Origin of the sequence: Streptomyces venezuelae (assembly GCF_008642315.1) — a bacterium.
GTDB lineage: Bacteria > Actinomycetota > Actinomycetes > Streptomycetales > Streptomycetaceae > Streptomyces > Streptomyces venezuelae_D.
The window spans coordinates 3,201,799-3,224,930 of sequence record NZ_CP029192.1 but is presented as its reverse complement, the minus strand read 5'-3'; the positions used below and the strand labels follow the sequence as shown (position 1 = coordinate 3,224,930).

Below are 23,132 nucleotides of genomic sequence, written 5' to 3'. Positions count from 1 at the left end.
GTCGTGGGGCCGCTCTCAATGCTGTCTTTGGTTGCCGATCGTCGGCTACCGCCCGGCCGCCTTACGGTGGCTCATGCGCGGCATGCCCGTACGTGTGTGTGGAAGAGCTCTGGTTGCCACTCGACATTTCCCCCGTCGGAGTCCGGCCAACTCTCTGATGCGCCGCCAGTCTAGGCACAAGATCCGCAGATTCGGAAGGGATCACTTGGGGCGGTCCGGGGGTGGGTGGCGGTCCCACGCAGTCCCTTACCCGGCCCTTACCCGTGGCTCCCGGGCGTCGGGAACATGGTTGCGTGGCGCTGCGGGCTGGGGTACGTTCGGATCACCGTAGTTGATCAATATACCTTGGCAATGTGGCCTCAAATGGCCCGAGTTGCCGAATCGTGTGTCCTCTGTCGACACATCTGCGTGTGCTTTTTGAGCCGGTCTCGAGTGCGGCCGACTTATTCAAGTGCGCTTACGGTTCCTCTTCGTACAGAGGGACAGGTGAGCGTTTTTTCAGGCGTCGGGGGAAGGTGCCTAAATGTCCGTAGTTCCTGCTGCGCTGTCGGACCGAGAGACCGAAAGCGCGATCGCGGTCGTCGGCATCGCCTGCCGGCTGCCCGGGGCGAGCAGCCCGGCCGCGTTCTGGCGGCTCCTCAGCTCCGGTCGGCACGCCGTCACTTCGGTTCCGGCGGGGCGGTGGGGGCGGCGCGCGGGTGCGGAGACGGGCCTAGGCGCGGAGACGGGTGCGGGTACGGGGGCTGGCGTGGGCGCGGCCGGTGACTCCGACGCCGCCGCCATGGAGCACGGTGCCTTCCTCGACGGGCCGGACCTGTTCGACGCCGAGTTCTTCGGGATCTCGCCGCGCGAGGCGGCCGCGATGGACCCGCAGCAGCGCCTCATGCTCGAAATCGGCTGGGAGGCGATCGAGGACGCGGGCCTGCACGCGTCCGACCTGGCGGACCGGCGTACGGGCGTCTTCGTCGGCGCCATCGGCGACGACTACGCCACCCTGCTGCGCCGCCGGGGCGCCGCGGCGGTGACGCACCACACACTGACCGGCCTGAACCGGGGCATGATCGCCAACCGGCTCTCCTACCTGCTGGGCGCCCGCGGCCCGAGCATGGTGATCGACACGGGCCAGTCCTCCTCCCTCGTCGCGGTGCACACCGCCTGCCAGAGCCTGCGCGCCGGCGAGTGCGAGACCGCTCTCGCGGGAGGCCTGCACCTCAACCTCGCCTTCGACAGCACCCTGAGCGTGGCGCGCTTCGGCGGACTCTCCCCCGACGGCCGGTGCTTCGTCCTCGACTCCCGCGCCAACGGGTTCGTCCGGGGCGAGGGCGGCGGCCTGGTCCTGCTCAAGCCGCTCACCCGGGCACTCGCCGACGGCGACCGCATCCACGGCGTGCTGCGCGGCAGCGCCGTGAACAACGACGGCGGCGGGGACACGCTCACCACGCCCAGCCGGTCCGCCCAGGAGGACGTCCTGCGCCGGGCCTGCGCCGCCGCGAGCGTCGCTCCCGAGGAGCTCCAGTACGTCGAACTCCACGGCACCGGCACGGCGGTCGGCGACCCCATCGAGGCGGCGGCACTGGCGCAGACCGTGGCCGGCGCGCATCCCCGGAACCGGCCGCTGCTCGTCGGGTCCGCCAAGACGAACGTCGGGCACCTCGAAGGCGCGGCGGGCATCACCGGACTGATCAAGGTGCTGCTCTCCCTCAAGGCCCGGCAGCTGCCGCCCAGCCTCAACTTCCGGACCGCCAACCCGGCCGTCCCGCTGGACGACTGGAACCTGCGGGTGCAGACGGAACTGTCGCCCTGGCCGCGCCCCGACGTACCGCTGGTCGCGGGGGTGTCGGCGTTCGGGGTGGGCGGGACGAACGCGCATGTGATTGTTTCCGAGGCGCCGGTTTCGTCGGCCGTATCGGCATCGGTCTCGTCGCCGGTTTCGTCGGTCGGCAGTGGGGGAGTCGCCGCTGACCGCACTCTCGACGCGCTGCCCTGGGTGATCTCCGCGCGGACCCCGGACGGGCTGCGGGGTCAGGCGGCGCGGCTGCGTGACGCCGTCGCGGCCGGTGACGCCTCCCGCCAGGACATCGGGTGGTCGCTCGCCGGGCACCGAACCGCCCTGGAACACCGTGCGGCGGTCGTCGCCGACGACCTCGGGGAGTTCCTGTCAGGCCTGGACGCCCTCGCGTCCGGGGAGCCGGCCGGGCACGTGGTCACGGGCACGGCCGGGCTCACCGGCTCGGCCTCCGCCGACGGCGGCGTGGTCTTCGTGTTCCCCGGGCAGGGCGCGCAGTGGGTCGGCATGGCCGCCGAACTCCTGCGTACGTCACCGGTGTTCGCCGAGTCCGTGGAGGAGTGCGCCCGGGCGCTCGCCCCGCACGTCGACTGGGACCTCCGCGACGTACTGAAGGACACCTCGGACGGTGGCGCGCTGCAAAGGGTGGACATCCTGCAGCCCACTCTGTGGGCCGTGATGGTCTCGCTGGCACGGGTGTGGCGCTCCCTCGGCGTGGTCCCCTCCGCGGTCATCGGCCATTCGCAGGGCGAGATCGCCGCGGCGTGCGTCGCCGGTGCGCTGTCGCTGGACGACGCGGCTCTGCTGATCGCCTTAAGGAGCCGGATCGCGGGGCGGCTGACCGACAAGGGCGCGATGGCGTCCATGGACGCACCCGCGGAGCGGGCCGCCGAGTTCCTCGCGGGCCGGGACGACGCGTGGATCGCCGCGGTCAACAGCCCCTCCGCCACCGTGGTGGCGGGCAGCCCGGAGGCGGTGGCCGAGGTCGTGGCGCGGGCGGAGAGCGCCGGCCACCGCACACGTACCGTCGAGAACGCCTACGCCTCGCACACACCGCACGTAGAGGAAATACGTGACGAGCTCCTGCGGCGGGTGGCGTCGATCTCGCCGCGGACCGCCGACGTATCCGTGTACTCGACGGCCGCCGCGGGGCCCCTCCCGGGCGAGACGCTGGACGCCGACTACTGGTACCGCAACCTCCGTGAGACGGTGCGTTTCAAGGACACGATTCAGACCCTCGTCGACGAGGGCAACACCCTCTTCCTCGAGGTCAGCCCGCACCCCGTCCTCACCAACGCCGTGCGGGAGACCGCCCGGGCGGCCAGCGCGGTCGTCGCCACGGCGGGAACGCTGCGCCGGGACAAGGGCGGCAGGCGCCAGCTCCTGACCTCGCTCACCCAGCTCTGGGCCGACGGTGCGGCCGTCGACTGGGCGGCGGTCTTCGACGGCACGGGCGCGCGCCGGACCGACCTGCCCACGTACGCCTTCCAGCGCCGCCGGTACTGGTTCGAGGACGCGGGTCGCGACGACGCGGGATTCCATGACGCGGGCCTCGCCGAGGCGGGTTTCGCCGAGGCGGGGCCCGGCGAGATGGGTTCCCGCGAGGTGGGGCCCGGCGTCACGGGTGACGCGCCCGTACGCGCGGCCACCGTGCCGCCCGCCGACGCCGCCCGTCAGGTACGGGCCCATGTCGCGGCGGTCCTCGGACTCGCCTCGCCCGACGGGCTCGACACGGGACGCAGGTTCAAGGACCTCGGGTTCGACTCGATCATGCTCGGCGAGCTGAGCAACCGGATCAACGCCGCGCTGGGCCTCGGTCTGACCACCGCGACGCTCTTCGACCACCCGACACCGGCCAAGCTCGCCGCGCATGTCACCGCCACCGGCCCAACGGGGGCGTCCACCGTGTCCGCCCCGGCCCCCGCCGGGCGGACCGGGCCCCCGGAGCCGGCCGGTGACGACGACCCCATCGCCATCATCGCGATGAGCTGCCGCCTCCCCGGCGGCGCGGACTCCCCGGAAGCCCTCTGGCAGCTGGTGGCCTCGGAGCGGGACGCGATCTCCGCGTTCCCCGAGGACCGCGGCTGGGACCTGGAGCGACTGCACGGCACCGAAGGACCCGGCAGCAGCTTCGCCCTGGGCGGCGGATTCCTGGACGAGGCCGGCGAGTTCGACGCCAGGTTCTTCGGCATCTCGCCGCGCGAGGCCCTCGCCATGGACCCGCAGCAGCGCCTTCTCCTGGAGACCTCCTGGGAGCTGCTGGAACGGGCCGGCATCGACCCGGCCGCCCTGCGCGACAGCCGGACCGGCGTCTTCGTCGGCACCATGGACCAGGAGTACGGACCCCGCCTGCACGAGGCGCCCGAAGCGCTCGACGGGTACCTGCTCACCGGGAAGACCTCCAGTGTGGCCTCAGGCCGCATCGCGTACTCGCTCGGCCTGACGGGCCCGGCCCTCACGGTGGACACGGCGTGCTCGTCGTCCCTGGTCGCCCTGCACCTGGCGGTGCAGTCGCTGCGCCGCGGCGAGTCCTCGCTCGCCCTGGCCGGCGGCGTGACGGTTCTCAACACCCCTGGCATCTTCACCGAGTTCAGCAGGCAGCGCGGCCTGTCCCGTGACGGCCGCTGCAAGGCGTTCGCCGCCTCGGCGGACGGTACGGGGATGGGTGAGGGCGCCGGCATGCTGCTGGTGGAGCGCCTTTCGGACGCCGAGCGCAACGGGCACCGGGTGCTCGCGGTGATCCGCGGGTCCGCGGTCAACCAGGACGGCGCGTCGAACGGCCTCACGGCGCCCAGTGGCCGTTCCCAGCAGCAGGTCATCCGGGAGGCGTTGGCGGACGCGGGTGTCGCGTCGTCGGACGTGGACGTGGTCGAGGCGCACGGGACGGGTACGGCGCTCGGCGATCCGATCGAGGCGCAGGCGCTGCTGGCGACGTACGGGCAGGATCGTCCGGCGGAGCGGCCGTTGCTGTTGGGTTCGGTGAAGTCGAACATCGGTCATACGCAGGCCGCCGCGGGTGTCGCCGGGGTCATCAAGATGGTGATGGCCATGCAGGAGGGCCTTGTTCCGCGCACCCTGCACGTCGACGAACCGAGTCCTCAGGTGGACTGGGCGTCCGGTGCGGTGGAGCTGGTGACGCGGAGCGAGGCGTGGCCAGAGACGGGGCCGGAGTCGGAGCCCGGCCGGGTGCGGCGGGCCGGAGTGTCGTCGTTCGGCATCAGTGGCACGAACGCGCACGTGATCGTCGAGGGTCCGCCCGCGGTGGAGAAGGCTCCGGTTCCCGCCGGTTCTTCGGTCGTACGCGATCGTGCCGGTGTGGTGCCCTGGCTGGTGTCGGGGCGGTCGGTGGCAGGGCTTCGGGGGCAGGCGGCGCGGCTGGGTGAGTTCATTGCGGCCACCGATGCTTCCCCGGTGGACGTGGGCTGGTCGCTGGCCGTGCGCCGGGCGGCGTTGGAGCACCGTGCGGTGGTGGTGGCCGAGGGCCGGGAGGAGTTCGTGGCGGGGCTGGAGGCCATCGCCGCGGGCGAGCCGTCAGGTGCCGTGGTGAGCGGAACCGCTCCGGGTGGGAGCGATGCGCGCGTCGTGTTCGTCTTCCCTGGTCAGGGGTCGCAGTGGGCCGGTATGGCTGCTGAACTCCTGGACAGTTCGCCCGTGTTCGCGGACTCCGTCGGTCGGTGTGGGGAGGCGCTGTCGGCGTACACGGACTGGTCGTTGCTCGATGTGTTGCGTTCGCGTCCGGGGGTGCCGTCCCTGGAGCGGGTGGATGTGGTGCAGCCCGTGTTGTGGGCTGTGATGGTGTCGTTGGGCGAGTTGTGGCGTTCGCGTGGTGTGGAGCCCGCGGCGGTGGTCGGGCATTCGCAGGGGGAGATCGCTGCGGCGTGTGTGGCGGGTGCGCTGTCGCTGGAGGACGGTGCGCGGATCGTGGCCCTGCGCAGTGCGGTCATCGCGGGTGAGCTCGCGGGCCACGGCGGGATGCTGTCGGTGGCGGCGTCGGCCGCGCGCGTGGCGGAGCTCCTGGGCGACCGGGAGGGCGTGTGGGTGGCCACGGTGAACGGGCCCGCCGCGACGGTGGTGGCCGGTGGTCTGGAGCAGCTCGACCGGGTGGCCGAGGACGCGGAGGCGGCGGGTGTCCGGACGCGTCGTGTCCCCGTCGACTACGCGTCGCACACACCCCATGTGGAGGCGGTACGCGAGCAGTTGACGGAGCTGGCCGCGCCCGTCGCGCCGCGTGCGGGACACATCCCGATGTGGTCGACGGTGACCGGCGACGGCCCGGTCGCGGGTGAGGATCTGGATGCCGCGTACTGGTACCGCAACCTCCGCGAGCAGGTGCGGTTCCACGAGACGATCGACGCCCTGATCGGCGAGGGCCACACCATCTTCGTGGAGGTCAGCGCGCATCCTGTGCTGACGGCGGCGATCGAGGAGGCCGGGCACGCGGCGGACAAGCCGCTGACCGTGACGGGCACGCTGCGCCGCGAGCAGGGTGGCGAACGGCAGTTCCTCACTTCCCTCGCCGCGCTCTGGGTGCGCGGCGTGGCCCCGGACTGGACGACAGTCCTGCCCGTCCCCGACGGTGACCCCGTCGACCTCCCCACCTACGCCTTCCAGCGCAGCCGCTACTGGCTCGCCCCCACCGGCTCCGCGCCCGAGGTCCGGGTCGACCTGCCGGCCGAGCCCGGACCCGAGTCCGGGTCCGATGCGCTGGAGGGATTCCCGCGACGGGTGGCGGAGGCGGCCACCGCCGCACAGCGGAAGCAGGTCGTGCTGAGGGAGGTCTGCCGGCAGGCGGCGGCCGTACTCGGCTGGTCGTCGGCGGACGAGGTGGAGGTCGGACGGGCCTTCCGCGACCTCGGCTTCGACTCGCTGAGCGGCGTCGAACTGCGCAACCGCCTGGTCGCGGCGACGGGCCTCGCCCTCTCGCCCACGGCGGTGTTCGACCACCCGACTCCGGACGCGCTCGCCGAGTACCTGCGGGACGCGATCCTCGGCGTGGACACCACGGCTGCGGCCCCCGGCACGTCCGTCGCGACGTTCGGCGGCTCCGACGAGCCGATCGCGATCGTGTCGACCAGCTGCCGTTTCCCGGGTGGCGTACGGTCCCCGGAGGAACTGTGGGACGTCCTGCTGTCGGACCACGACGTGATCTCCGGCTTCCCGACGGACCGCGGCTGGAACTTCGACGAGCTGTACCACCCCGACACCACACGCCCCGGCAGCTGCTACGTCCACCAGGGCGGGTTCCTGCACGACGCGGGGGAGTTCGACGCGGGCTTCTTCGGCATCTCGCCGCGTGAGGCCGTCGCCATGGATCCGCAGCAGCGGCTGCTCCTGGAGACCTCGTGGGAGTCCCTGGAGCGGGCCGGCATCGACCCGCTGTCGTTGCGCGGCAGCCGGACCGGTGTCTTCGTCGGTGTCGTCCCGCAGGGGTACGGCACGGGCGCGCCCGACGCCAACGGTTCCCTGGGGTACCTCTTCACCGGGTCGGCGGGCAGCGTGACGTCGGGCCGCATCGCCTACTCGCTCGGTCTGACGGGTCCGGCCATCACCGTGGACACGGCGTGCTCGTCGTCCCTGGTCGCCCTGCACCTGGCCGTACGCGCCCTGCGCAACGGCGAGTGCGGGATGGCCCTCGTGGGCGGTGCCAGCGTGATGTCCACGCCCGGGATCTTCACGGAGTTCAGCCACCAGCGCGGACTCGCGCCCGACGGCCGCTGCAAGCCGTTCGCGGCGTCGGCGGACGGCACCGCATGGGCGGAGGGCGCCGGAGTGCTGCTGGTGGAGCGCCTTTCCGACGCCGAGCGCAACGGGCACCAGGTGCTCGCGGTGATCCGCGGCTCGGCGGTCAACCAGGACGGCGCGTCGAACGGCCTGACGGCTCCGAACGGCCCGTCCCAGGAGCGGGTGATCCGGGAGGCGTTGGCCGACGCGGGCCTCGTGTCGACGGACGTGGATGTGGTGGAGGCGCACGGGACGGGTACGGCGCTGGGCGATCCGATCGAGGCGCAGGCGCTGCTGGCGACGTACGGGCAGGGCCGGGATGCCGACCGTCCGTTGCTGCTGGGTTCGGTGAAGTCGAACATCGGTCATACGCAGGCCGCCGCCGGTGTGGCCGGGGTCATCAAGATGGTGCTGGCCATGCAGGCGGGGATCGTCCCCCGGATGCTGCACGTCGACGAGCCGACTCCGCACGTGGACTGGTCCTCGGGTGCGGTGGAGCTGGTGACGCGGAACGCCGCGTGGCCCGAGTCGGACCGGGTCCGACGGGCGGCCGTGTCGTCGTTCGGCGTGAGCGGTACGAACGCGCATGTGATCGTCGAGGGTCCGCCGGTGGTGGAGAAGGCTCCGGTGGCTGTCGAGTCTTCGGTGCCTGTCGAGTCTGCGGTCGTACGCGGTGATGCGGGTGTGGTGCCCTGGCTGGTGTCGGGGCGGTCGGTGGCAGGGCTGCGGGGGCAGGCGGCGCGGCTGGGCGAGTTCGCTGCGGCCACCGATGCTTCCCCGGTGGACGTGGGCTGGTCGCTGGCCCTGTGCCGGGCGGCACTGGAGCACCGTGCGGTGGTGGTGGCCGAGGGCCGGGAGGAGTTCGTGGCGGGGCTGGAGGCCATCGCCGCGGGCGAGCCCTCCGGTGCTGTGGTGAGCGGTGCGGCCCAGGGTGGTTCGGATGCCGGTGTGGTGTTCGTTTTCCCGGGGCAGGGATCGCAGTGGGCCGGTATGGCTGCTGAACTCCTGGACCGCTCACCGGTGTTCGCGGACTCCGTCGGTCGGTGTGGCGAGGCGCTGTCGGCGTACACGGACTGGTCGTTGCTCGATGTGTTGCGTTCGCGTCCGGGGGCGCCGTCCCTGGAGCGGGTCGATGTCGTGCAGCCTGCGCTGTGGGCTGTGATGGTGTCGTTGGGTGAGTTGTGGCGTTCGCGTGGTGTGGAGCCCGCGGCCGTGGTCGGTCACTCGCAGGGGGAGATCGCCGCCGCGTGTGTGGCGGGTGTGCTGTCGTTGGAGGACGGTGCGCGGGTCGTGGCCTTGCGCAGCAAGGTGATCGGTGCACAACTGGCGGGACAGGGCGGCATGGTGTCGCTGGCCCGGCCGGTCGGTCAGGTGACGGAGTTGCTTGCCCCGTGGGACGGCCGGGTCTGTGTGGCGGCTGTCAACGGGCCCGAGGCCACCGTGGTCGCCGGTGACGCGGCCGCGTTGGACGAGCTGATGGACGCGTGCGAGCGCGAGGGCGTTCGAGCCCGGCGCGTACCGGTGGACTACGCCTCCCACTCCCCGCATGTCGAGGCGGTACGCGAGCAGTTGATGGAGGTCGCCGAGCCGGTGGCGGCCGGGGCGGGGTCGGTTCCGATGTACTCGACGGTGACCGGTGGTCTCGTCGCGGGTGACGGGCTGGACGCCGGCTACTGGTACCGCAATCTGCGGGAGCGGGTGCGGTTCCAGGAGACGATCGACGTCCTGATCGGCGAGGGTCACACGACGTTCGTGGAGGTCAGCGCGCATCCTGTGCTGACGGGTGCGATCGAGGAGGCGGGGCACGCGGCGGACCGGCCGTTGACCGTGACGGGTACGCTGCGCCGTGACCACGGCGGCGAACGGCAGTTCCTGACCGCTCTCGCCGCGCTCTGGGTCCATGGCGTGGCGGCCCCGGACTGGACGACAGTCCTGCCCGCCCCCGTCGGCGCCCCCGTCGACCTCCCCACCTACGCCTTCCAGCGCGACCACTACTGGCTCGCCCCCGCCGCCCCGGCGCTCACCACCGCACCGGACACGCACGCCGAGTTCTGGGCCGCCGTGGAGCGCGAGGACCTGGACGAACTGGGGCGGACGCTGGAGTGGGACGGCGACCGTACGGAGCTGCTGGCGGTGCTGCCCGCGCTGTCGGCCTGGCACCGGCGGCACAGCGCCGCGTCCGCTCTGGACTCCTGGCGCTACCGGGAGGACTGGGAGCCGCTGACCGAGCGTGCGGACGCGAGAGTGACCGGGGCCGGTACCGGCGCCGGGCCCGGTGCCTGGCTCGTGGCCGTCGCCCCCGACCAGGTCGGGAGCGCGGTGCACGAGGCGGTCGTCGAGAGACTTCGTACACATGGGGCCACCGTCGAAACGCTCGTGGCGCCCGACGATCCACAGCAGTGGCCGGACACGCTCGCGGCCCGAGCACAGGGCCAGGCCTCGGCAGCGGGTGTGGTCTCACTGCTCGCCCTCGACGAGCGGCCCGACACGGACGCGGCGGCGTCCCCGGGTGAGTTCGGCGGATTCCGGCGGACGCTCCTGCTGATCCAGGCGCTCGCGGCGGCCCAGTTCGCCGCGCCCGTGTGGTGCGTCACGCGGGGAGCCGTATCCGTATCCGTGGACGATGGGGTGACGGCCCCGGCACAAGCGCTGGTGTGGGGCCTCGGACGAGCCGTCGCGCAGGAACTCCCCACCCTGTGGGGCGGTTTGATCGACCTTCCGGAGGAGACGGACCGGCCGACCCTGGACAGGCTGTGCGCGGTCCTGGCGGCCGAGGGCAACGAGGACCAGATCGCGCTCCGCGCCGCGGGGGCGTTCGGGCGCAGGCTCGTCCGCGCCCCGCTCGGCGACATCGGGCGCACCGACTGGAAGCCGGGCAGCGGAACGGTACTGATCACCGGTGGCACCGGAGCGCTCGGAAGCCAGGTCGCCCGCCGCCTCGCGGACCGGGGCGCCGAACACCTGCTGCTCGTCAGCCGACGGGGAAGGGGCGCGCCCGGCGCGGCCGACCTGGAGGCCGAGCTCGTCCGGGCGGGCGCCAGGGTGACGGTGGCGGCGTGCGACATCGCCGACGACGACGCGCTCCGCGAGCTGCTGGCGTCCGTACCGGCCGACTGCCCCCTCACGTCGGTGTTCCACACGGCCGCCGTCCTCGACGACGCGGCCGTCGAGGCCCTGACGCCCGAGCAGGCCGACGGCGTCCTGCGGGTCAAGGCGGGCGCCGCGTGGCGCCTGCACGAACTCACCCTCGACCGGGAGCTGTCCGCCTTCGTCCTGTTCTCCTCCGTGGCCGGCAGCGTCGGCATGGCGGGCCAGGGCAACTACGCGCCGGCGAACGCGTACGTGGACGCGCTGGCCCGTTACCGCCGCTCGCGAGGGCTGACGGCCACCTCCGTGGCGTGGGGCCCGTGGGCGGAGGGCGGCATGGCCGACGCCGACGCGGTGGCCGGGCTCCGGATCAGGCACGGTCTGCCGCTGCTGCCCCCGGAGACGGCGGTGCTCGGTCTGGAAGCGGCCCTGGAACACGGCGAGACGGCGGTCGTCGTCGCCGACATCGACTGGGACCGGTTCATCCACGCGTACACCGCCGTCAGGCCCAGCGGTCTGTTCGACGGGATCCCCGAGGCCCGGCGGGCGCTCGGCGCGGCCGACGACTCGCCCGCCGCGGTGGCCGGTGAGCGTACGGACACCTCACTGCGCGACCGACTGGCCGACGCCGACCCGAGGGAACGCAAGCGGCATCTGCGCGACGCCGTACGCACCCAGGTGGCCGCCGTCCTCGGACACGACTCGGCCCAATCCGTGGGCGCCGGACGGCAGTTCCTGGACCTCGGCCTCGACTCGGTCACCGCCGTGGAGCTCCGCAACCGGCTGGCCGGAATCACCGGGATCCGGCTGCCGGTCACCGTGATCTTCGACCATCCGACGGTGAACGACCTCGTCGCGCACCTCGATGCCGAACTGTTCGAAACGGCCGCCGACGGCACCGACGCCACCGGCACCCCCGACACCCCCGGCACATCCGGTGCCGCGGGTGCCGCCGACCTCACGGCCGCCACCAACGACGAACTCTTCACCTTCATCGAGAAGGAATTCGGGATCTCCTGACCCGCCGAAGTCCGCGCCGCGCCGGCCGTCGCGCTGCCCGACGCGGCACCACTCCTGATCCTGGCCCACCTGCTGACTCACCGCAGACTCACCGCATGGAGCACAAGTAATGGACGACGTCGAGAAGCTCCGCCATTTCCTGACGCGGGTCACCGCCGAACTCCAGGAGACGCGAGCACGACTCCGGGCCGCGGAGGCGGCCGACGGAGAGCCGGTGGCGATCGTCGGGATGAGCTGCCGTTACCCCGGCGGCGTGTCCTCTCCCGAGGCCCTGTGGAACCTGGTGTCGGAGGGCGGGGACGGCATCTCCGGATTCCCCGTCGACCGCGGCTGGGACCTGGCCTCGCTCGTCGACCCCGACGGCGAACGACCCGGCACCTCGTACACGGACCGGGGCGGGTTCCTGCACGACGCGGGCGAGTTCGACGCGGGCTTCTTCGGCATCTCGCCGCGCGAGGCCCTCGCCATGGACCCGCAGCAGCGGCTCCTCCTGGAGACCTCGTGGGAGACGCTGGAGCGCGCCGGCATCGACCCGCTGTCGCTGCGCGGCAGCCGGACCGGCGTCTTCGTCGGCGCCAGCTTCCGCGACTACGGCAGCAGGCTGGCCGCGATCCCCGAGGAGGTCGAGGGCCACGCCATGACCGGCGTCGCCGGAAGCGTCGCGTCGGGCCGCATCGCCTACACCCTCGGTCTGACGGGTCCGGCCCTCACGGTGGACACGGCGTGCTCGTCGTCCCTGGTCGCCCTGCACCTGGCGGTGCAGTCGCTGCGCCGCGGCGAGTCCTCGCTCGCCCTGGCCGGTGGTGTCGCGGTGATGTCCACCCCCGACCTCTTCACCGAGTTCAGCAGGCAGCGGGGGCTGGCCCGCGACGGCCGGTGCAAGGCGTTCTCCGCCGACGCCGACGGCATGGGCGCCTCCGAGGGCGTGGGCATGCTGCTGGTGGAGCGCCTGTCCGACGCCGAGCGCAACGGGCACCAGGTGCTCGCGGTGATCCGCGGCTCGGCGGTCAACCAGGACGGCGCGTCCAACGGCCTGACCGCGCCCAGCGGCCCGGCCCAGCAGCGGGTGATCACGCAGGCGCTGACGAACGCGGGCGTCTCCGCGTCCGACGTGGATGTGGTGGAGGCGCACGGGACGGGTACGGCGCTGGGCGATCCGATCGAGGCGCAGGCGCTGCTGGCGACGTACGGGCAGGGCCGGGATGTCGACCGTCCGTTGCTGCTGGGTTCGGTGAAGTCGAACATCGGTCATACGCAGGCCGCCGCCGGTGTGGCCGGAGTCATCAAGATGGTCCTGGCCATCCGAGCCGGGGTCGTTCCCCGGACCCTGCACGCCGATGAGCCCAGCCCCCACGTGGACTGGTCCTCGGCCGCGGTGGAGCTGGTGACGCGGAACGCCGCGTGGCCCGAGTCGGACCGGGTCCGACGGGCGGCCGTGTCGTCGTTCGGCGTGAGCGGTACGAACGCGCACGTGATCGTCGAGGCTCCGCCTGCGGTGGAGAAGGCTCCGGTGGCTGTCGGGTCTTCGGTGCCTGTCGAGTCTGCGGTCGTACGCGGTGATGCGGGTGTGGTGCCCTGGCTGGTGTCGGGGCGGTCGGTGGCAGGGCTTCGGGGGCAGGCGGCGCGGCTGGGCGAGTTCGCTGCGGCCACCGATGCTGCCCCGGCGGACGTGGGCCGGTCGCTGGCCCTGCGCCGGGCCGCGTTGGAGCACCGTGCGGTCGTGGTGGCTGAGGACCGGGAGGAGTTCGTGGCCGGGCTGGAGGCCATCGCCGCGGGTGAGCCTTCCGGCAACGTCGTCATGGGCACCGCTCCGGACGGGGAGAGCGACGAGGGCGTCGTCTTCGTCTTCCCGGGGCAGGGGTCGCAGTGGACCGGTATGGCCGCCGAACTCCTGGACAGCTCACCGGTGTTCGCGGACTCCGTCGGTCGGTGTGGGGAGGCGCTGTCGGCGTACACGGACTGGTCGTTGCTCGATGTGTTGCGTTCGCGTCCGGGGGCGCCGTCCCTGGAGCGGGTCGATGTCGTGCAGCCTGCGCTGTGGGCTGTGATGGTGTCGTTGGGTGAGCTGTGGCGCTCGCGTGGTGTGGAGCCTGCGGCGGTGGTCGGTCACTCGCAGGGGGAGATCGCCGCCGCGTGTGTGGCGGGTGTGCTGTCGCTGGAGGACGGTGCGCGGATCGTGGCCTTGCGCAGCAAGGTGATCGGTGCACAACTGGCGGGACAGGGCGGCATGGTGTCGCTGGCCCGGCCGGTCGGTCAGGTGACGGAGTTGCTTGCCCCGTGGGACGGCCGGGTCTGTGTGGCGGCTGTCAACGGGCCCGAGGCCACCGTGGTCGCCGGTGACGCGGCGGCGCTGGACGAACTGATGGACGCGTGCGAGCGCGAGGGCGTGCAGGCGCGCCGCATCCCGGTGGACTACGCGTCGCACACACCGCACGTGGAGGCGGTCCGCGAGCAGCTGATGGAGCTGGCCGCGCCCGTCGCGCCGCGTGCGGGGACGGTTCCGATGTACTCGACCGTGACCGGGGGCCCGGTCGCCGGTGAGGACCTCGACGCCGCGCACTGGTACCGCAACCTCCGCGAGCGGGTGCGGTTCCAGGAGACGATCGACGTCCTGATCGGCGAGGGCCACACCACCTTCGTGGAGGTCAGCGCCCACCCGGTGCTGACCTCGGCGATCGAGGAGGCCGGGCACGCGGCGGAGAAGCCGTTGACCGTGACCGGCACGCTGCGCCGCGACCACGGCGGCGAACGGCAGTTCCTCACCGCTCTCGCCGCGCTCTGGGTCCATGGCGTGGCGGCCCCGGACTGGACGACAGCCCTGCCCGCCTCTGTCGGCGCCCCCGTCGACCTCCCGACCTACGCCTTCCAACGCGACCACTACTGGCTCACGTCCGGGGACGTGGGCGACCTGCGGGGCGCCGGCATGTCGGGCACGGGCCACCCGTTGCTCGCGGCCGGAGTGAGTGTGGCGGAGGGCGGCGGTTTCCTGTTCACCGGCCGTCTCTCCACCGGCTCGCAGCCCTGGCTGGCGGACCACGCGGTCCTCGACCGGATCGTGGTGCCGGGGGCCGCCGTGGCGGAACTGCTGCTCCAAGCCGGTCAGTACGCGGGTGCGGACCGGCTCGACGAGCTGGTCCTGCGGTCCCCGCTGGTCGTACCGGCCGATGGTGCCGCCGTCGACATCCAGGTGGGCGTCGACGCCGCCGACGACCACGGCGTCCGAGCCGTACGCCTGCACGCCCGGCCCCACCTTCCGGAGCTCGGCGACGACGCCGCGGCCTGGGACTGCCACGCCACGGGCGCCCTCGCCGCGACACCGCACCGGGACGAGACCGCGGCAACCGAACCCGACGCCGCCCGCGCGGAGTTCGCGACCCAGTGGCCGCCCGCGGGCGCCGCGCCGGTCGGCCTCGACGGGTTCTACGAGCGCCTGGCCGACCACGGCTACGCCTACGGCCCGGTGTTCCAGGGCGTACGTGCCGTGTGGCGGCGCGGCGCCGACGAGATGATCGCCGAGGTCGCGCTGCCGGAGTCCGGTGGCGACGTCGACCGGTTCGGCGTGCACCCTGCGCTGCTGGACGCGGCCCTGCAGACCCGGCTCGTCGAGCTGCTCGACGGGTCGGCGGAGCGGATGCTGCCGTTCTCGTTCTCCGGCGCCCGGATCCACGCCACCGGTGCGACCGCCGCGCGGGTACGGGTGACGCGGACGGGGCCGGACGCCTTCTCGCTGGTGATGGCCGACCTCGCGGGGCTGCCGGTCGTCACGATCGACGAGATCGTCGTCCGCGCGCCGGCCGCCGTCACGTCGTCGGCCGCTCTGCCGCCGGACTCGCTGTTCGAGGTCGACTGGGTGCCGTTGGCGGGCGGTTCGTCCGCTGCGGCCGGGGAGACCGGCGCGGCGGACGCCCCGAAGACCGCCGTACTCGGTGACGGCCTTCCGGAGCTCGACGCGCCCGTGTACGCGGACGTCGCCTCGCTGGCCGACGCCGTCCGCGCGGGCGACGCGGCGCCGCACGCCGTGCTGCTGCCGTGCCCGCCCGCAGGAGACGTGCCCGACGTCCCTGCGGTGGCCCGGGAGCGGCTCGCCACGACGCTCGCGGTCGCGCAGGAGTGGCTGGACCGTGCCGAACTGGACGCCACGAAGCTCGTGTTGGTGACCCGGGGCGCCGCCTCCGTCGGTCCCGGTGAGCGGGGCGACGTGGTGGTGTCGGCGGTACGCGGACTGTGGCGTTCGGTGTGTTCCGAGCACCCGGAGCGGTTCGCGCAGGTCGACATCGACATCGACATCGACGCCGCCGTATCGGCATCGGCGGTGCGGGCTGCGGCCCTCGTGGTCGGGGAGCCCGAGATCGCCGTGCGCGCCGGAGCCCTGTCGGTGCCGCGGCTGGCCCGCGTCCCGTCGTCGGACCCGAAGGTGCTGGCCGTGCCCGACGGGGGCGGGGCCTGGGGTCTGGACCTCGGTGCCGGTGACACGCCGGACGACCTGCGGCTGACCCCGCGCCCGCGGGCCGAGGAACCGCTCGGCCCGGGAGAGGTCCGGGTCGCGGTGCGCGCGACGGGCGTCAACTTCCGTGACGTACTGGTGTCGTTGGGCGTCGTGCCGGACAGGGAAGGCCTGTTCGCCAGTGAGGGCGCGGGCGTCGTGCTGGAGGTCGGCGCCGGGGTCACCGGCCTCGCGCCGGGGGACCGGGTCATGGGTCTGCTGTCCGGGTCGTACGGCGGCCCCGTCGCCGTCGCCGACAGCAGGCTCGTCGTACCGATGCCCCGAGGCTGGTCCTTCGCCCAGGCGGCCGCCGTGCCCGCCGTCTTCCTGACCGCCTCCTACGCGCTGAAGGACCTCGCCCGGGTCGAGGCGGGCGAGTCGCTGCTGGTCCACGCCGCCGCCGGCGGGGTGGGCATGGCGGCCGTACAGCTCGCGCGCCATCTCGGCGTCGAGGTGTACGCCACCGCGAGCGAGCCCAAGTGGCCCGTGCTGCGCGGCACCGGCGTCCCGGCCGCGCGGACGGCGTCGTCGCGCACCCAGGAGTTCGCCGACCGCTTCCTGGCGGAGAGCGGGGGCCGGGGCGTCGACGTCGTACTGAACTGCCTGGCCGGTGAGTTCGTGGACGCCTCCCTGCGACTGCTGCCGGGGGGCGGCCGGTTCATCGAGATGGGCAAGACGGACATCCGTGACGCCGACGCCGTGGCCGCGCGGTGGCCCGGCGTGCGCTACCGGGCGTTCGACCTGGCGGAGGCGGGGGCCGAGCGCCTCGGGGCCATGCTCGCCGAGCTCGCCGAACTCTTCGACCGGGGCGCGCTGTCCCCGCTGCCGGTCACCGCGTGGGACACCCGGGAGGCCCCCGAGGCGTTCCGGCAGCTGAGCCAGGCCCGGCTCACGGGCAAGGCGGTGCTCACCACCCCCACAAGCGCCGCCGGGGCCACCCCCACCAGCACCTCCGCGGCCACCCCCGCAGCCGCCGTCGACGGCACCGTGCTCATCACCGGCGGCACCGGCGTCGTCGGATCGGCGGTCGCCCGACACCTGGCCACCACCGGCACGGCCACCGACCTCGTCCTTGCGGGCCGCCGGGGCGCCGACGCCCCCGGAGCCGCCGCACTCGTCGCGGAGCTGACCGCGTCGGGCGCCTCCGTACGAGTGGTGACGTGCGACGTGTCCGACCGGAGGGCGCTCGGCGCACTCCTCGACGAACTGCCCTCGCTGCGGGGCGTCGTGCACGCGGCGGGCACGGTCGACGACGGCGTGGTGTCCGCGCTGACCCCGGAGCGCCTGGACTCCGTCCTGCGCGCCAAGGCCGACGCGGCCTGGCACCTGCACGAGCTGACCCGCGACCGCGACCTGTCGCTCTTCGTCCTGTTCTCCTCCGCCGCCGGCGTGCTCGGGGCGGCCGGGCAGGGCAACTACGCCGCCGCCAACGCGTTCCTGGACGCGCTCGCCCGGCACCGCCGCACCCAGGGGCTGCCCGCCCACTCGCTCGCGTGGGGCCTGTGGTCCGAACGCAGCGCGCTGACCGGCGACTTGTCGGCCACCGACCTCGACCGGATGCGCCGCACCGGCATACGACCGCTCACCGCCGACCAGGGCCTGGCGCTCTTCGACGCGGCGGTACGCGCGCCGCGCGCCCTGAGCGTGCCCGCCGCACTCGACGTGGCGGCCCTGCGCGAGCAGGGCGACCCGGGACCGCTCCTGCGCGGCCTCGCGCGTACGCCGGTCAGGCGCTCGGCGGTGAACACGGCCGCCGGAGCCGGAGGAGGCGGACTGCGGGAGCGGCTGGCCGGGCTGACCCCGGCGGACCGCGCCCGGACGCTGACCGGACTCGTGCGCGCCCAGGCCGCCGCGGTCCTCGGCCACACGCACGCGGACACCGTCGCCGAGGACCGGGCCTTCAAGGACATGGGGTTCGACTCGCTGACGGCGGTCGAGCTGCGCAACCGCCTCGCCACCGCGACGGGGCTGCGGCTCCCGGTGACCACCGTGTTCGACCACCCGACACCGGCCGCCCTGGCGGCGGCGCTGCTCGCCGGGCTCGTGCCGGAAGGAGCGGACAGCGCCGCGGCCGGCGACGAGATCGGCGGTGCGGCCGCTCCGGAGAGCGTCGACGGTGACGAACCGATCGCCATCGTCGGCATGAGCTGCCGGTTCCCCGGCGGGGTACGGTCGCCCGAGGACCTGTGGCAACTGCTCACCGACGGCCGGGACGCCATGGGCGCGTACCCCGACGACCGGGGCTGGCACGTCGAACTCGGCGACTCCTCGTCGCCCGCGGACCGCTTCGACCGCGTCGGCGGATTCCTGCACGACATGGCCGACTTCGACCCGGAGTTCTTCGGCATGTCGTCGCGCGAGGCGCTGGCGACCGACCCGCAGCAGCGGCTGCTGCTGGAGTCCACGTGGGAGGCGTTCGAACGCGCCGGAATCGACCCCACGACGCTGCGTTCCACGTCGACGGGCGTGTTCGCCGGACTCATCTACCACGACTACGCCGCACGCTTCCCCGAGCCGCTCGACGGATACGAGGGCTACCTCGGCAACGGCAGCGCGGGCAGCGTCGCGTCCGGCCGCATCGCGTACACGCTCGGACTCGAAGGGCCCGCGATCACGGTCGACACCGCCTGCTCGTCGTCGCTCGTCGCGCTGCACCTGGCCGCGCAGGCCCTGCGGCGGGGCGAGTGCACCCTCGCGGTCGCCGGCGGCGCGACGGTGATGTCGACGCCGCGGCCGATGATCGAGTTCAGCCGGGTCGGCGGTCTTGCCCCCGACGGCCGCTCGAAGGCGTTCTCCGCCGACGCCGACGGCATGGGCTTCGCCGAGGGCGTCGGCATGCTGGTGGTGGAGCGGCTCTCCGACGCGCGGCGCAACGGGCACCAGGTCCTCGCGGTGCTCCGCGGCTCCGCGCTCAACCAGGACGGCGCGTCCAACGGCCTGACCGCGCCCAGCGGCCCCGCCCAGCAGCGCGTGATCAGGCGGGCGCTGGCCGACGCGGGCGTCGCGGCCGCCGAGGTCGACGTCGTCGAGGCGCACGGCACGGGCACCTCGCTTGGCGACCCGATCGAGGCGCAGGCCCTCCAGGCGACGTACGGGCAGGACCGCCCCGCCGACCGTCCGGTGCTGCTCGGCTCCGTGAAGTCCAACATCGGGCACACACAGGCGGCGGCGGGCGTGGCCGGAGTCATCAAGATGGTGCTGGCGATGCGCCACGGCGTCGTACCGCGCACCCTGCACGTCGAGCGGCCCGCCGAGCACATCGACTGGACGGCCGGCGCGGTGCGCCTGGCGGAGAAGGACGAGCCGTGGACGCGGGACGGCAGGCCGCGGCGCGGCGCGGTCTCGTCGTTCGGCATCAGCGGCACGAACGCACACGTGGTCCTGGAGGAGGCCCCCACCGAGACCACCGCACGTGCCGAGACCGCCGACCCCGCCGACGGCCACCCCGTCCCGTGGGTGATCTCGGCGAGGAACGCCGACAGCCTCCGTGAGCAGGCCCGAAGGTTGTACGAGCGGGTGAGCGCGGACCCCGCTCCCGCGCCCGCCGACATCGCGCGGTCGCTGCTCTCCACCCGCTCGCTCTTCGACCACCGTGCCGTGGTGGTCGGGCGGACCCGCGAGGAACTGCTGGACCGGCTGGCGGCGGTCGGCCGGGGCGAGCCGGCCACGGGCGCGGTCCGTGGCGTGGCCGCGGGACGGCCCGGGACCGTGTTCGTCTTCCCGGGGCAGGGGTCGCAGTGGCCCGGCATGGCCGCCGACCTCCTGGACACCTCCCCGGTGTTCGCGGACTCCGTCGACCGCTGCGCCAAGGCGCTGTCGGCGCACACCGACTGGTCGGTGCTCGACGTGTTGCGCTCGCGTCCGGGGGCGCCGTCCCTGGAGCGGGTCGACGTCGTGCAGCCCGTGCTGTGGGCCGTAATGGTGTCGCTGGGCGAGCTGTGGCGCTCGTACGGCGTGGAGCCCGCCGCCGTGGTGGGGCACTCGCAGGGCGAGCTGGCCGCCGCATGCGTGGCGGGGGTGCTGTCCGTCGATGACGCCGCCCGGATCGTGGCCCTGCGCAGCAGGCTGATCGGCGGCGAACTGTCCGGCCTCGGCGGCATGGTGTCGCTGGCCCGCCCGGTCGACCGGGTGCCGGAGCTCCTCGCGCCGTGGGGCGAGCGGATCTGCGTGGCCACGGTCAACGGACCCGGCGCCACTGTGGTCGCCGGTGACGCGTCGGCCCTGGACGAGCTGATGGAGGCGTGCGAGCGCGAGGGCGTGCGGGCCCGCCGCATCCCCGTGGACTACGCCTCGCACACCCCGCACGTCGAGGCGGTCCGCGAGCAGTTGATGGAGCTGGCCGCCCCCGTCGTGCCCGCACCCGGCGACGTACCGATGTACTCCGCCGTGACCGGGGAGCCGCTGGACGGCGGCGCGGCCGGAGCCGAGTACTGGTACCGCAACCTGCGCGAGACCGTACGGTTTGACCGCGCGACGCGCGCCGTCGCCGACGCGGGACACCACGTGTTCGTGGAGGTCAGCCCGCATCCGGTCCTGACCAACGCGATCGAGCACACGCTGGAGGAGCGCGCGGACGGCACGGAGGCCGTCGTCACCGGCACGCTGCGACGCGGTGAGGACGGCAGGGAGCAACTGCTCACGGCCCTCGCCGAGGTCTTCGTGAACGGCACCGCCGTGGACTGGTCGCGGACCTTCGAGGGCGGCCGGGCCGTCGACCTGCCGACCTACGCCTTCCGCAGGCAGCGGTACTGGCTGGACGCCCCCGAACACACCGGCGACGCGAGCGGCGTCGGCCTGACGGGGACGGATCACCCGCTGCTGGCGGGCGCCGTCACCCCGGTCGGCAGCGACACCCTCGTGTACACCGGCAGGCTGTCCCGTACGACCCACCCCTGGCTCGCCGACCACTCGGTGCTCGGCACGGTGATCCTGCCCGGCAGCGTCTTCGTCGACTGGGCGCTGTACGCGGGCGGGGCGTCGGGATGTCCCCGGATCACCGAACTCACCGTCGAGGAACCGCTGTTCCTCGGCGCGTCCACCGCCGTGCACGTCCAGGTGGAGGTGGGCACGCCCGACGCGGGCGGACAGCGCGTCCTGACCGTCCACTCCCGCGCGGAGACCACCGGCGCCGACACGGCGTCCGGCTGGACGCGCCACGCCACGGCACTCGCGGCCCCCGGCACCGACACTGGCACCGGAACCGACGGCACCGGCACCGCCGCCTTCGCGGAGCTCTCCGGCGCCTGGCCACCGCCGGACGCCACGGCCGTTCCGCTGGACGGCTTCTACGACGGCCTCGCCGACCGCGGATTCGCGTACGGGCCCGCCTTCCGGGGCCTGCACACCGCCTGGCGGCGCGGCACGGAGATCTTCGCCGAGGTGTCCCTCGGCGACGGGGTGACCCGCACCGCGGAGGGCTTCGCCCTGCACCCCGCGCTCCTCGACGCCTCCCTGCACGCGGCGGGAGCGGCCGACGGCGCCGTCGAAGGCCCGGACGGAGAGGGCGCGGCACAGGTCCGCATCCCGTTCTCCTGGTCCGGGATCCACCTGCACTCGGCGCCCACCACCACGCTCCGCGTGCGCCTGTCGGCAACGGGCCCGGAGACCATCGCCGTCCACCTCGCGGGCAGCATCGGCCAACCGGTTGCGACCGTCGCCGAGTTGAGCCTGCGAGCCGTCGACCGCGCACGGTTCCAGGAGGCGGCGGAGGCCACCGCGGCCCGGCCCGAACCGCGCGAGGTGCCCCGGCGCACGGCCGCGGACAGCGCCGCCGCCCGCCTGGTGAAGGACGCCGCCCCCAAGGAAAGGACCGAACTCCTCGCCCGGCTCATCCGCGATCAGCTCACCGCCGTACTGCGCCACGACGCCACCGACGTCGGCGGGGACGTCACGTTCCTCGACCTGGGGATCGACTCGATCGGGGGCATCACCCTGCGGGACCGTCTCGGCACCCTGCTGGACCTGCGGCTCCCGGCGACGACGACGTTCGAGTACTCCACCACCAGCCAGCTCGCGGGCCGCCTCGCCGAGCTGCTGGAAGCCCGGACGGAGGCGCAAGATGCCTCAGGTGCCGACGAGTCGGGGGCCGGGGGCGAGCAGCAGGACACCGCGCCCGAGGCGGCAGCCGGGCCGACGCCCGAGCCGGCCGCCCCCGCCGCCCCCGCCGCCCCCGCCGAACCCATGGACAGCATCACCGCGCTCTACCACCAGGCGTACGCCCTCGGCAGGACCGGTTCGACGGGCATGGACCTGATCCAGGCGGCGGGCTGGCTCCGTCCTTCCTTCACCGTCGAGGAGGCCGCCGACCACGTACTGCCCCCGGTCCGGATGGCCACCGGCGACGGCAGCAGGACCAAGCTGGTGTGCCTGCCCGCGATCACCGCCACGGCGGGGCCGATCCAGTACGCCATGATGGCGCAGCACTTCGAGGGCAAGCGGGACGTCCTGTCGCTGGTCAACCCCGGCTACGCCGAGGGCGAGCTGGTGGCCGAGACCTTCGACGCCCTGGTCGAGACGCACCTCGTGCAGCTGCGCGAGACCGTGGGAAGCGAGCCGTTCGTCCTGCTCGGGCACTCCATGGGCGGCCTCATCGCCCACACCCTGGCCATGCGGGCCGAGGAGGCGGGCCTGACGCCCGACGCGGTGGTCCTCCTCGACACGTTCCAGGCGACCCACCAGTTCGCGGAGAAGACCACCCTCGCCATGAACGAGGGCCTCGACTCCCGCGAACGGCTTCTCGGCCCGTTCGCCCTGAACGGCGTGAAGCTGACGGCCATGGGCCGCTACAACGCCCTCTTCATGCAGCAGTGCGTGCTGCGGCCCATCAAGGCGCCGACGCTCTTCCTGAGCGCCGCCGAGCCCATGCCGTACCAGGACGAGGGGTTCGAGGACGAGGGCTGGCGGGCGTACTGGCCGCTGCCCCACACGGCCCAGGAAACCCCCGGAGACCACTTCACGATCATGGAACACAACCTGCCGCTGACCACCGGCGCCATCGAGAACTGGCTCGCCGAACGCGGCCTGTGACCCCTTCCC

The 23,132-nt window shown here is 73.5% G+C and carries 2 protein-coding genes and 1 pseudogene; all 3 read left to right on the top strand.

Translation table 11 applies throughout. From position 1 onward, the window contains the following. Window positions 1-523: 523 nt before the first annotated feature. Window positions 524-3,601 (top strand): annotated as a pseudogene (locus DEJ48_RS41060) (type I polyketide synthase); the annotation flags it as partial. A 90-nt stretch (window positions 3,602-3,691) separates the two neighbouring features. Then, a complete protein-coding gene (locus tag DEJ48_RS13470) occupies window positions 3,692-11,614 on the top strand; it encodes a type I polyketide synthase (protein WP_411757535.1) in 7,923 nt (2,640 codons plus the stop codon). Window positions 11,615-11,723: 109 nt separating this feature from the next. Beyond that, complete coding sequence (locus DEJ48_RS40315) at window positions 11,724-23,123, top strand: type I polyketide synthase (protein ID WP_223832029.1); 11,400 nt, start codon at window positions 11,724-11,726, stop codon at window positions 23,121-23,123. Window positions 23,124-23,132 lie beyond the last annotated feature (9 nt).

Bases quoted from the DNA above. Each gene is read 5' to 3' on its own strand.
- DEJ48_RS40315 (WP_223832029.1), top strand. From the start codon at position 11,724: ATGGACGACGTCGAGAAGCTCCGCCATTTCCTGACGCGGGTCACCGCC.